This window comes from Candidatus Magnetominusculus xianensis, assembly GCA_001541255.1.
In the GTDB taxonomy this organism is placed as follows: Bacteria; Nitrospirota; Thermodesulfovibrionia; order Thermodesulfovibrionales; family Magnetobacteriaceae; genus Magnetominusculus; species Magnetominusculus xianensis.
This window is the reverse complement of sequence record LNQR01000070.1, coordinates 136,747-150,216: the sequence shown is the minus strand read 5'-3', so window position 1 is coordinate 150,216 and position 13,470 is coordinate 136,747. Positions and strand designations below refer to the sequence as shown.

General features: G+C 42.1%; 7 protein-coding genes. 5 read left to right on the top strand and 2 right to left on the bottom strand.

Annotation, left to right across the window (positions count from 1 at the left end; translation table 11 throughout):
- Window positions 1-65: 65 nt before the first annotated feature.
- Complete coding sequence (locus ASN18_RS10430) at window positions 66-431, bottom strand: Uma2 family endonuclease (protein ID WP_085052689.1); 366 nt, start codon at window positions 429-431, stop codon at window positions 66-68.
- Window positions 432-633: 202 nt separating this feature from the next.
- Between ASN18_RS10430 and ASN18_RS10425 the strand changes: the two genes are divergently transcribed.
- From ASN18_RS10425 to ASN18_RS10405, 5 genes are all read left to right on the top strand, one after another.
- Complete coding sequence (locus ASN18_RS10425) at window positions 634-1,455, top strand: substrate-binding domain-containing protein (protein WP_236861671.1); 822 nt, start codon at window positions 634-636, stop codon at window positions 1,453-1,455.
- 121 nt (window positions 1,456-1,576) lie between these two features.
- Complete coding sequence (locus ASN18_RS10420) at window positions 1,577-3,403, top strand: ATP-binding protein (RefSeq protein WP_236861670.1); 1,827 nt, start codon at window positions 1,577-1,579, stop codon at window positions 3,401-3,403.
- Window positions 3,400-5,316, top strand: coding sequence for a sensor histidine kinase (locus ASN18_RS10415; protein WP_085052686.1), 1,917 nt, complete (start codon window positions 3,400-3,402; stop codon window positions 5,314-5,316). The genes ASN18_RS10420 and ASN18_RS10415 overlap by 4 nt, the downstream gene beginning before the upstream one ends.
- A complete protein-coding gene (locus ASN18_RS10410; RefSeq protein ID WP_085052685.1) occupies window positions 5,313-7,835 on the top strand; it encodes a response regulator in 2,523 nt (840 codons plus the stop codon). The genes ASN18_RS10415 and ASN18_RS10410 overlap by 4 nt, the downstream gene beginning before the upstream one ends.
- A complete protein-coding gene (locus tag ASN18_RS10405) occupies window positions 7,832-10,405 on the top strand; it encodes a transporter substrate-binding domain-containing protein (RefSeq protein ID WP_236861668.1) in 2,574 nt (857 codons plus the stop codon). Before ASN18_RS10410 ends, ASN18_RS10405 begins: the two co-directional genes overlap by 4 nt.
- 333 nt (window positions 10,406-10,738) lie before the next feature.
- On the opposite strand, the gene ASN18_RS10400 is transcribed toward ASN18_RS10405, so the two are convergent.
- Window positions 10,739-13,345, bottom strand: coding sequence for a PAS domain S-box protein (locus tag ASN18_RS10400; protein ID WP_236861667.1), 2,607 nt, complete (start codon window positions 13,343-13,345; stop codon window positions 10,739-10,741).
- Window positions 13,346-13,470: the final 125 nt, after the last annotated feature.

Below are 13,470 nucleotides of genomic sequence, written 5' to 3'. Positions count from 1 at the left end.
GTATGATGGAAGCAAGTATGCGCCTGTTCGCGAGGTTTAGAGTAAATGGAAATATTAATGAATTGTTATCTATCATAAGGTGATACTCTCTCATATATTGCCCTCTTGACAATAATATCCCTGGTATACGTGCCAGAGGATATTATTTCACAAACCATATCCGGTATCCCACGTATCCAATCCTGAAAGATGCCCATATTGTCTTTCCTGATAAACAATATATCTGGTTGAAGCCTGTTAATCCCCTCCTCGAAGATAATGTCTAAGGGTGAATAATACACCTGCCCCAAGTCCTTTGTTTTAACAAAATGATGAATAATATAATTTAGATTACTACTGATCCTCTGATGTTTTCCAAATGGACTAGGCCCCACGACTTCCTCTCCGTTAATGATTTCAGTTAAGTCAAAATCCCTTTCGAGCGTCTTCATAATATAATATATCACAGGACTGGCGGTTATGTCGATATTCGTTGATATTTCGGCACAGAGCGGTCATATTCTTTCGGATCGTTGTAAATTCACGAGCTCAGAGACATGGACAAAGCAGACATAAATGTATTAACATTACAGAAACTCTGACAATGTGGGAATCTACATTGGCATATTTGTCTGCTAAATGGGAGGGATGATTATGAAGACAATACTAAGTATGGTGTTAGCGGTTTGTTTTTTGATGAGCGGCACATCTTCGGCTATGGAAAAGATACTAATCGAGGGAACCGGCGACAGTCAGGACTTGCTGAGACTCTTAGCAAAGGAATATGAAAAGACCCATCCCGGTACTCACATCGAGGTACCGGATTCTATTGGCACAACAGGCGGTATTCGGGCCGTAGCAGATGGCAAGTGCAACCTCGGAAGGACTGCCCGAAAATTAAAGGAAAAGGAGAAAGCATACAACCTTAACTACATTGAATTCGCCTATAGTCCCGTAGTGTTTATCGCTAATCTTGATACAAAACGGCCAGATAATCTCAACACAGAACAGATTATTGGTATATACTCAGGAAAACTGACTTCATGGGAGGCCGTAGGCGGTGAAAAACAACCGATATATGTAGTCAACAGACAAGAGGATGAATCAACAAGAACGTTGTTAGAACAAACCATTGTCGGCCTTAAGGAGATTAAAACACCTGTCGGTAAGACTATATATTCCACGCCGGAAGCAATAGGTATATTAAAGCAATATAAGAACACTATAGGATACGGACCCATGTCTATGGTGATTGACAGCCCCTTAACCATAATGAAAATAGACGGTATCTACGCATCATTAAAAAATGTTCAGAATGGAAGTTACAAACTCGTGCTGCCATTTGGGTTTGTATGGAAAGGCGAGTTGAGCGGACTGGCAAAAGGCTTTCTTGATTTTTTGTTTACCAAAGAGGCCCAGACAATTATAATTAACAGTGGAACTGTGCCAGCGCCTTCAAAGGCTGTCTCCCCATAGTACCCATAGTGCCCATAGTGTTGGAATAATGTTCTTATCGATAAAAAACAAGATACTCTTATCGCATTTTGGCATCGTCCTATCCGTCGGACTGCTATTAGGGGCAAGCGGATATTATTTTATGTCATCCCATGTAACTGCTGATGAAATGGAGCATCTTGAGTTTATCGCCAAAACAATGAGCCTAAGAATAAATGACGGTATTGCCAGAAAAAAATCTATCTTACAAAGGATTTCAGAAGGCAGGGAAGTAGATGTTTATGTGGAAAGATACCACGAACTTCTGCTTTCACAATATTTCACCAAGTTTTCAAAAGAATTTCCAGTTTTAAGTTACGTAAATGCAAGGGCAGAAGAAGAGGTAACAGTTGTAAATGCTGGAGCAGCAAGTGGTAACAGAGATATAGGTGATACCACCCAAATACTATCACAACTTGCAGCCAACACATCGAAGCCTGATAAGATTATTATCTCAAATGCGCAATACAATGCCATGCTTGGCGTACCTGCTGTTACATTTGCTATACCTAAGTACAGCTTTTTTGGCGACCAGTTGATAGGATTTATAATGGGCGTCTCACCAATTTCCGACATCACCAAATGCCTGTCCGATGTAGAAGTGGCTGAAGATGGATTTATCTTGTTGTTAGATGATAATAAAAATATCATTTATCACAATACTCATCATAGTATAGGGAAATTGATTGAGAAGGCGGGCGCTTCCTATGACTTTCCAATAAAACCAGCATCGATGAGCAAGGGTATCCTCAGGACGTCCGTATTAGGAATCGACAGCATTGCAGCCTATTTCCCCATTGAAGAGACCAGGTGGCAATTATTGGTCGTCATGCCTTATGAGGGGTTTATCTCAGAGGCAAGAAAGACCATATATTCCACCGTAGTAATATTGATTATAGTGTTAGCCGCTAGCGGGGTCATCTTTACACTGATAACCAATAACATAACTAATAATATAAGCAACCCGCTTAAAAGATTTATCTCATTTACAGATATGATTGCCAAAGGGAATTATTCTCAGGTAACGGGCATCAACTCAACCGATGAGATAGGGGTATTGGCTAAATCGTTTAACAATATGCTCATTGAACTGGACAAGACCCAGCAGGCCCGCAACGAGCATTTAGAGGAATTAAAGGAGATCAATGAATACCTTAAACAGAGCCAGGCTCAATTAGTCCAGGCAGAGAAGATGGCCTCGCTTGGTCAGCTAGTGGCAGGCGTAGCGCATGAGATAAACACGCCTGTCGGCATTGCCTATACGCTATCGTCAAGCATTGTAAAATCAACTGAGGCTATATCGTCCGCCTTCAATGACAAGTCACTCAACAGGTCACAACTGGGGAAATATATTACCGAAGTGGAACAAGGCAATCAACTTATATTCAATAACCTTCACAGAACGGCTGACTTAATAAAGAGTTTCAAGATGGTATCCGCAGATCAACTCACTCAGGACAGACGCAGGTTCAACTTAGAAGACTATATAGGGGAAATACTGTTTACCCTTCAGCCCAAAACAAAGAAATATCAACACAATATTGAGGTCTCCTGTTCAAAAGACCTGACGCTGGACAGTTACCCCGGGGCATTTGCCCAAATCATAACAAATCTCCTGATGAATTCCCTCATACACGCATATGACCCCGGTGAAAAAGGCACAATAACCATTAGTGCCATACCCAAAGGTGACGAAATAATTGTCGAATATAAAGACGACGGCAAGGGCATACCAGAAGAAGACCTCAAACATATATTTGACCCTTTCTTTACAACAAGGCGTGGCGCGGGGGGCATGGGCCTGGGACTGCATATAGTGTTTAACACAGTAACGCAGACACTGGGTGGACGTATGGAGTGTAAAAGCACATTAGGTAAGGGAACGGCGTTTATAATTAATGTTCCTGTCAGGACAGAGGGGACGGCATGACTAACTTCAGTGTTTGGATAATAAGATATTTTAATGCCAAAATATTATCAGCTTTTATGTTGATTGCTGCCATACTATTAATAATAGGTACAGTCGTTTGGACAAAAGGCAGGACTATAGAAAAAATACACAGGGGAGCTAAAACGCATTTAAATTCATATAACAATTACTTGTCAGACAAGGTAAAAAACTATTTCACCTACCCTATAATATTATCTGGTAATCCCTATGTTATATCATATTTAAATAATCCCGGAGAACAAAATACAATGAGTGAATATCTGTTACGGTTTAATGATAATATAGGGGCGGCAGTTTCTTACTTACTGGATAAAAAAGGCACTGCAATTGCGTCAAGCAACTATAAGACCCCACAAAGTTTTGTTGGCAAGAATTATACATTCAGAGGATATTTTCAAAACGCTATTAATGGAGCTCCCTTTGAGGACATAAATATTGGTATTGTAACAAAAAAATTAGGGGTTTTCAGGTCACACCCTGTATTAAACGGTGATGAGATAATCGGAGTTGCCGTAATAAAATACGATATAGATTTATTTACGCCTAAAAATACAGAGAAAGAAGAGATATTGTTAGTTGCAGATGACAACGAGGTTGTTTTTCATACCAATGATGCACGCTATCTCTATCATACATTACACAAATTACCTGAAGATATTTTAAAACGTATGAAAGATGCTAAGGTGTATCTAGATGAACCCTTACTGCCATTGCCGGTTATAAAGGAATCAGAAATAAACGGTATAAAAATTGTTACAATCCGCAGCCCTGCGCTGACAGAGAAGACATATAAGGATACTGAATATATGTATGTAGGAAAACAGAACAAGAAAAGTAATTGGAATGTGCATTTATTAGTTGGGATAGAGGAAGTCAAACATGAAACGTATAAGAATATCATATCTATACTACTATCAATGATTTTAATATACTCAATTGGCTTGTTTACAATTTTTAGGATTAAAAAGGGACACGAGTTGTATAAATACCAAAATCACCTGGAAGAAATCGTAGAAGAGAGAACCGATGCCCTGACACAGTTGAACGAACAGCTCCGTGAGGAGATAAATAGCAGACAGTTGGTTATAACGGAGTTAGAAAAGGCTTATGAAGACCTCAACCAGAGCCAGGCTCACCTTATTCAGTCTGAGAAAATGGCCTCGCTTGGGCAGGTGGTAGCAGGTGTAGCGCATGAGATAAACACGCCTGTCGGCATTGCCTATACGCTGTCGTCAAGTATTATAAAGGAAACTGAAACAATAGAGTCCGCCTTTAATGACAAGTCACTCAACAGGACGCAGCTTGAGAGTTATCTCTCAGATGTGGGAAAAGGCAGCCAGCTTATTTTTAATAACCTCCAGCGAACGGCTGAGTTAATAAAGAGCTTTAAGATGGTATCAACAGATCAATTAACTCAGGAAAGACGAAGCTTTATGTTAGACCAGTATTTAGAAGAGATCATGTTTAACCTTCAGCCGAAACTAAAGCACTATCAACATAATGTTGAAATCTCATGCCCAAAAGGTATAAACGTGGACAGCTACCCGGGGGCGTTTGCACAAATCATAACTAATCTCCTGTTGAATTCCCTCTTACACGCATATGACCCGGAAGACAAAGGCACAATCGCCATTAAAGCCATAGCCAAAAATGATGAAATCATTGTAGAATATAAAGACGACGGCAAGGGCATATCACAGGGAGATATCAAGAGAATATTTGATCCATTCTTTACTACGAGGCGAGGAGACGGAGGCACGGGGCTGGGATTGCATATTGTGTATAATATTATAACTCAGACGCTGGGTGGGCGTATTGAGTGTAAGAGCACGGCAGGAGAGGGAACTACATTTATAATTAACTTTCCCATTATAGCAGAGGTGGCAATATGATTGAACAAATAGACGACGACCAGTTCTTCTTTCAGGAAGGCCGCACAGCTACTGTGCCTGAAAGGACTGAAAAGCTGCCAAACAAGTGGCCGGACAAGTGGCCGGACAAATGGCCAGATAAATGGAAAATACTGATAGTTGACGACGAACCAGAAGTCCACACCATGACTACCCTTGCCTTAAACAGCTTTGTCTATGACGGCAAATCCCTTGAGTTTTTGAGCGCATTCTCCGGCAAAGAGGCAAACCGCCTCATTGCAGAAAATCCCGACACTGCCGTTATACTATTAGATGTCGTCATGGAGGATGACCTTGCAGGGCTGCATACCGTAAAATATATCAGAGAAGAGCTGAACAACAACCTTGTCCGCGTAGTTCTGAGGACGGGGCAGCCAGGGCAGGCTCCAAAACTGGATGTCATCAGTCAGTACGATATTAACGATTACGTCGAAAAAACCGAACTGTCCATTGACAAGTTCAACATATTGATGATCTTATCTTTAAGGACATTCAGAGACATTCAAATCATAGAAAATAATAAAAGGCTCCTTGAGCAGACAATCAGAGAAAGGGAATCTGCCGATGCTGCAAACTCTGCCAAGAGTGAATTCCTTGCCAACATGAGCCATGAAATCCGCACCCCAATGAATGCCATTATAGGACTGACAGAACTTGTCCTTGACACAGAATTAAAACAACACCAAAGGCAATACATGGATACGGTGCTTAATTCAGCCAATTCCCTTTTATCACTTATTAACAGCATCCTGGACTTTTCAAAAATAGAGGCCGGTAAGGTTGAGCTTGAGCAGATAAATTTTGACCTTCGGGATGTAGTGGAAAACATCTGTGATCCCATCTCAATTCAGACACACAAGAAGGGACTTGAGCTGTCAAGCCACATAAAACCTTGTGTGCCTATAAAACTAATCGGCGACCCCGGGCGCCTTGGGCAAATACTTCTTAACCTGTTGGGCAACGCTATGAAATTCACGGCAGAGGGGGAGATAGTGTTGGAGGTTGACACTGAGCCTGGGGACGACAAGTCTGTTGTGCTGCATTTCTCAGTAGCTGATACCGGCATAGGAATTCCGGCTGCCAAGTTTGACCATATATTTGAGAACTTCTCTCAGGCAGACGGCTCCACAACAAGACAATTTGGAGGAACCGGTCTTGGGCTTGCCATATCAAAGCGTTTAGTTCACTTAATGGGCGGCAGCATATGGCTCACAAGCACGGAGGGTAAGGGTACAACATTTCATTTCACGGCAAAGTTTTCCATAAGCGCTGAGAATGAAAACTCAGAAACATGTGATATTAACAATATCAAGGTATTGATTTCCTGTAACTATCCCATAACTGCCAAAATTATCAAAGATATTCTTTACGGCAACAGCAACGAGATTGATGAGGCAATAGGGGCAGAGGAGACATACAAGAAACTGAATGCTGCAAGGGACTCAAACCGCCCATATGATATTATATTCATAGATGTCCGGCTCTCAGGCATTGGCGGCTTTAAAATGGCAGAGAACATATTAGACGCAGACATTCCATCATCTGTAGTTGTGATGTTAAACTCCAATAAAAGAAGCGGAGATGAAGACAGATGTGCCGAGTTAGGGGTCTCCTGCCATGTAAATAAGCCAATAAAGCGTAAGGATATAATCAATACCGTTACGAAGGCAATTTATACAAAACAGCCAGGCACGACTGAGAACTTCAGTGAACAGCAAAGACCAGCGCTGGCACAGGACATGGGCTCACGGCTGCACATCCTGCTTGTTGAGGATAACATGGAAAACAGGATAGTTGCCACTGAGATATTGAAAAGGCACGGGCTTAACGTAACCGAGGCAGTAGATGGTGAGAAGGCCGTGAACAAGGTCAAAGAGGTAATGTTTGATTTGATTCTAATGGATATACAAATGCCGGGAATGGATGGCCTTGAGGCGACAAAAATAATAAAATCCTCGGAGTCTACCCGCAATATCCCAATTATAGCAATGACCGCCCATGCGCTTAAAAGAGATAGAGAGCGTTGTTTAGAGGCAGGAATGGACGGCTATATATCTAAACCTATAAGGCCGAATGAACTGATTCAAATCATAACGAAATATACAGGCAAGGAATGCCCAAAAATACCTGAAAGTACCTTTGTAACCGCCTCAGCCCCTGTTAACACAGAGGCTGACATGCTGGTAGTTGAAGACATTTTGGCTCAGATAAACAACTCAGACGCCCTGCCTCACGGTGATATAAGGCTGTTTATAGAAAATGCAGTGAGCCTTATCCACACGATGAGAGATGCCCTGAGCAGCGGCAACTATCAGCTTGCAGAGAAACAAGCCGGAATAATCAAAGACAATGCCGAGAGCCTCTCCCTGTCAGATATCAATGCCGCTGCATTTCGCACAATGCTGTCGTTGAGAAAGTCTGACATAAACAAAGCCGTCACTCATCTAAGACTATTAGTGGAAGGGTTAAACAAATTACTGTCATCACAATGCAGCGATTGAAGATTTCTATAGCCCTGACAGCCGTACTGTTCATGGTATCGTCGGCTTTCTCTTCCGAGGCGCTGACAGACGGTGAGAGGCAGTGGCTCAGCGCACATAAAAAGATCAGGGTCGGAGTCTCCCCTGACTTTCCGCCGTTTGAGTTCGTCGATGAAAATGGCCGCTACACAGGGATTGCAGCAGACTACATGCAGCTTATTAACAAGCGGCTTGGAGTGGCTTATGACGGGATTGAAAGTGTCCAGACAGATGAGATAAAAAGTCTGATAAAGGCAAATCGTCTGGATGTCATCCCGTGTCTTGGTATCACTCAGGAGAGGAAAACCTATCTGATATTTACAACGCCTTATCTTGAGATTCCTGTAGAGATAATAACAAAAAAGGCGTCAAGCGTCATGACGCTGAAAGATTTGAAAGGGAAAAAAGCCGCCATTGTCTCCGGTTATGACGAAGAAGAGTTAATAAGGCGTAACCACAGCGGTATTAACATAGTTGCCGTCCCAACAATGGAAGACGGCCTTAAGGCTGTGTCCTTTGGAGATGTGGATGCGTTGATAGGAAATGTATTTTCTGTCACCTACCACTCAGGGAAAATGGGTATAAGCAACATCAAAATCGCTGGCAGCACAGGGTACGTATATAAACCGGCGATTGCCGTAAGAAAAGACTGGCCGGAGCTGGCCGCAATAATTGATAAAACCCTGCAAGGTATGACAGCCGCCGAGAAAGAGGATATATACAGGCAGTGGGTACGCATAGAGAAATTCGGGGTTGGCAACAAGAGGTTATTGTTAGTACTCCTCCTTGTGACAGTGGCAGCGGCGGCGGCTGTATTTTTATTGTTTATCTGGAAAGAACGCCTAAAGACAAGCGTAAATGAAAAGACCAGGGAACTCGAACTCTCTAAAGAGGAACTTGAAAAGGCCCACAGCGAACTCGAAAGAAGGGTAACAGAGCGAACCTCAGAACTCAGAGAGGCAAACGAAAAACTTAAAATAGAAATATCTCAAAAGCTATCAGCCGAGATAGCCCTGAAAGAGAGCGAGTCAAAGTACCGCTCCCTGTTCAGCTCAATGAACGACGCGGTTGCCCTTCATGAAGTTATATATAATGACAAGGGCAAGGCCGTAGATTTCCGTGTGCTGGACGTAAACCCTGCCTATGAAGTCGTTATAGGAATTCCACGGGAGCGTGCAGTGGGGACACTCTCCGGCGTAGTGTTCGGCGCTAACTCACCGCAGTTTGTTGAGCTGTTTGCAGGTGTTGCACAAAAAGGTGTTGCACTATCGGTCGAGGTCTATCTCCCGTCAATTGGAAAACACTTTAAAATGTCTGTGTTCTCACCGGCGAAGGGGCGGTTTGCTGCTATATTCTCAGATATAACAGAACATAAAATCCTCGATGACGCACTGAAGTCAAGTGAAGAGAAATTCAGAGAGCTTGCCAATATGCTGCCCGTTATAGTGTTTGAGATAAATGAAAAGGGCAATTTTACATTTACAAATCGCTGCGGTATCGAGACCTTAGGCATCATACACGAGACGGAAGGCGTGGACATACTGACAACTATAGGGGATGAGAGCGTCGAGAGTTTTAAAGAAAACCTTGCGAAAATAGTTGAAGAACAAAAGGCCTGCGGAGGAGCAGAGTTTAAGTTAAAGACAAAGGATGGCCGCATCATCCCTGTCTTTATCTATGCAAGCGCTATTGTCTATGAAGGCACAGTCAGAGGGGTACGGGGCGTTGCGGTAGATATAACCGAACGGGTATTGTTTGAGAAAGCGCTTCACGAAAAGTCATTGCAACTGGAGCGTCTGAACAATGAACTTGAGGCCAGGGTCAGGGAGGAAATCTCTAAGACCATAGAGCAGCAGCATGTCCTCATCCAACAGTCCAGACTGGCGTCAATGGGCGAGATGATAGTAAACATTGCCCACCAGTGGAGCCAGCCGTTGAGCGCCCTTAACCTGATCTTAATAAATATCAAAGAGGCGTCGGATTTTAATGAACTGGACAAACAGTTCGTTGAAGAATTTACATCGAAGGGCCAGCAGCAAATAAAAAAACTTGCCGCAACAATTGATGAATTCAGAAACTTCTTTAAGCCAGACAAAGAAAAAGAACCGTTTGATGTCACAAAATCCATAAAAGACGCATTGACGCTCCTCAGCGGCTCTCTCAAGAATTATCTGATTTCCACACAATTAAATGCAGCAAAAGACATTACAATAAACGGTTATCCTCACGAATTCTCACAAGTTATACTAAACATCCTAAGCACCGCTAAGGAAGCCATAACACGATACCGCAGCGTCGATGGCATTATAACAGTCGATGTCTATCGTGAAGAACAGAAGAACGTCCGCATCAACATAACCGACAACGGCGGAGGCATAGACGAGCTCTTAATCGGCAGTGTGTTTGAGCCGTATCTATCGGCAAGTGGACAGACCGGCTCCGGTATCAGCCTCTATACGTCAAAACGAATTATCGAAGAACACTGGGGCGGCTCAATTATGGTCAGTAACGTAGAGGGTGGTTCGCGTTTTACAATTGTCCTGCCAATGTAATAATCAGCGTAAGGGGGAGGACACCCCAGGGCAAAAACGAATTTGAAAAATATAACTTTGCATTTCGTCAGAAGATATATAATTCCATCGAAGAGCTACAAAAAGACCTCGATGTCTGGCTTTACGAGTATAACCACGAAAGAACTCATCAGGGACAATACTGTTATGGTTTTACTCCGATGGAGTGTTTCTCTAAAAATAAAAACCTCGTTCAAATTAAAATGATTGTGTATGATGATGCGTCTGAATACCAGACAGCCTGAGATTGTCTTACAATCGATGGTGGGAGATTTTTGCTGCAATGTCAGACCTTATTGTGGTCATTACACATTATTATGATGGCGGAGAGACACACTCAAAATTACTTATTCCTAACGTTATCAGAAACTCAGCCCCGCCATCGACATTTCTAACCGTGAGGGTGCCGCCCATGTTCGTCTCAATTATCGTTTTTGACATGTATAGTCCAATTCCTGTGCCTTTTTCACCTTTCGTTGTATAGTAGGGTTCAAAAATTTTCTCTGCAATGTCTTCTGGTATACCACCTCCATTGTCTTTTATCAACACTATTATCTTATCTCTTTCTTCATTATTGATGATATTAATTCCTATCAGTCCCTGTGGGCCGGTTTCGTGTTTAGAAGATATCGCATCTTTCGAGTTATTTATAAGATTGAGGATTACCTGCTTAAATTCGTTGGGATATCCATTTGTTGTTAGTATTGTCCCTGGTTTGGCTTCTATTGAGATATCTACACCACTTTTCTTAAACAGCTCTTCAAACATTGAGACAAGTTCTTCTATGGTACATTTTACGTTGAACTGTAGTCTGTCCTTTGATGGCTTGAAGAAGTTCCTGAAATCTTCCATCGTCTTTGACATAAAGTTAACTTGTCCCATTGTCGTATCAACAATACCTTGTATGTATCTTTCATTAAGCTCACCGTAGTTATAAGCATCTTTTATATCCTGCACAGTTAATGATATTGCATTTAGCGGCTGTCTCCACTGATGGGATATCAGGCTTATCATCTCACCCATTTGCGCCATCTTGGACTGTTGTATCAGCATTTGCTCATTTTGCCGCCTTTTTTGAGTTTCCTCTACTACTGCGTTTTCAAGATTGATATTTAATCTCTTCAATTCCTCTTCCATTCTTTTACGCCCGCTAATATCCTGAAGTATAGCTATGAAGTAATCGACACTTCCATCTGAACTACGCTTACAGTTTATAAAGATTGATGAGAATACAATTGAGCCGTTCTTGCATATAAATCGTTTTTCAAAAATATACCCACTTATTTCACCATCAAGCACACGGTTGAACAGCCTTACATCGGCCTCCAAATCATCTGGATGGGTTAATTCAGTCCATGTCATACTTATTAACTCATCTTTAGTATAACCCAACATCCTGCATACTTCAGCATTTACTTCTATCCAGCCCTTCTCCGGAGATGTTATTGCCACTCCCACTGTGCTGAAATCAAATGCAGTACGAAATCTATCCTTTACCTCTGTCAGTTCTTCTGTGCGTTTTGCAACTATATCTTCAAGTTCATCTTTGTATGTCTTTAACTCCTCCTCTATTTTGCGGCGTTCAACCAACTCATCGGTAAGCGTTTTGTTTAACTCCTTTAGCTCTTCTTCCATGCGCTTACGCTCAGTAATGTCTGTGGATACACCGCACAGACCATAGATTTTCCCAGCAGCATCATAAATAGGACGCTTAACAGCCCAATAAACAATACTCTTACCAACACTCTTCGGCATTGTTTCTTCTTCTTTTTCACTTACCTCACCATTTTCTATTACACGTCTGTCATTGGCTAAAAATCCTTCTATTGTGCCAGCAGAAAAGAACCTTGCATCAGTGGAACCTATCAGCTCATCCATCGTGCAATTGAAGAGTTCCAGGGTAAGTTTATTCGCATATACATAGCGCAGCTCCATATCTTTAATAAAAATGTATGCAGCAACATTATCCAGGGCGTCTAATAACCTTTTATTACCTTCATATGATTGCCTTAAATCTGTCTCCATAACCCTGCGAGCAGCAACTTCCTTCTGTAACTCAGCCGTCCGCTGCTCCACCTGCCGCCGAAGCATCTGTATCCAAATTGAGATAAGAACAAGCACAGTGCAAATGATAATTATTATCCATATTATCTTACGCCAGGGGAATTCGGCTCTCGGTTCAATATCTCCAAACCATTTACCGTAAATGGCATCATACTTTCCAGTGGCTCGGACTATAGCAATACCATGGTCTAGCTTATCACGTAGTTCAGTATTACCCTTCTGAACAGCAAATGCAAACTTACGGTTATAATCATTTATAGGTGGACCAGAGATAATAGCATCGTCAAGTTTGAGTTTACGTAGAACCATGTGTCCTATCAGTTTTGAAACCAGCACTGCGTCATGGCGCCCTTGTGCCAATTGCCGCATAGCGTCAGGAATGGTTTTAACCTCAACGATGCGGACAGATACTCCAGATGCAGCCAACTGTTCATGTGCGGCATCACTGGACATAACTATTATTTCTTTGCCCTTTGCATCCGCTATTGAGTTAATTGGCTGTGAACCCTTTCGTGTGAAAAAACTGTCGTATGTTACTGTGTGCGGTTTTGTGAATGCAGCCATATCAGCCCTTTGCTTTGAGAGGGCAACCAACGGTAATAGTTCAATATTTCCTTTCTTAAACTCCAGGAGAATATCATTCCACTCACCGGAGTGAATATCTATAGACAACCCCATCACAGCGGCAACTTCTCTAATTAATTCCACTGAAAAACCACTGGCATGTCCATTGGCATCCACGATAGCATAGGGAGGAAAGTCTATTTCACTGCCAACTTTTATTGGTGGTGTGTTTTGTGCTTTACTATCTGCAGGGTACCAAAGGAATATTATAGCTGCAATGAGGGATAACCCCAATTTTTGCACCAACCTATGCAGATTACAGTTGCTGATGCGCATTGTGCTTTGACCCCCACATGGTAATATAGCTTATATGAATGCCTCGTAATTATATTTTACGTATTAAGCTCCTTAGATGTCAA

What these genes read in the sequence shown, in the direction of transcription:
- ASN18_RS10430 (WP_085052689.1), bottom strand. Translation starts at nt 431, where the DNA reads ATGAAGACGCTCGAAAGGGATTTTGACTTAACTGAAATCATTAACGGA.
- ASN18_RS10425 (WP_236861671.1), top strand. Translation starts at nt 634, where the DNA reads ATGAAGACAATACTAAGTATGGTGTTAGCGGTTTGTTTTTTGATGAGC.
- ASN18_RS10420 (WP_236861670.1), top strand. Translation starts at nt 1,577, where the DNA reads ATGTCATCCCATGTAACTGCTGATGAAATGGAGCATCTTGAGTTTATC.
- ASN18_RS10415 (WP_085052686.1), top strand. Translation starts at nt 3,400, where the DNA reads ATGACTAACTTCAGTGTTTGGATAATAAGATATTTTAATGCCAAAATA.
- ASN18_RS10410 (WP_085052685.1), top strand. Translation starts at nt 5,313, where the DNA reads ATGATTGAACAAATAGACGACGACCAGTTCTTCTTTCAGGAAGGCCGC.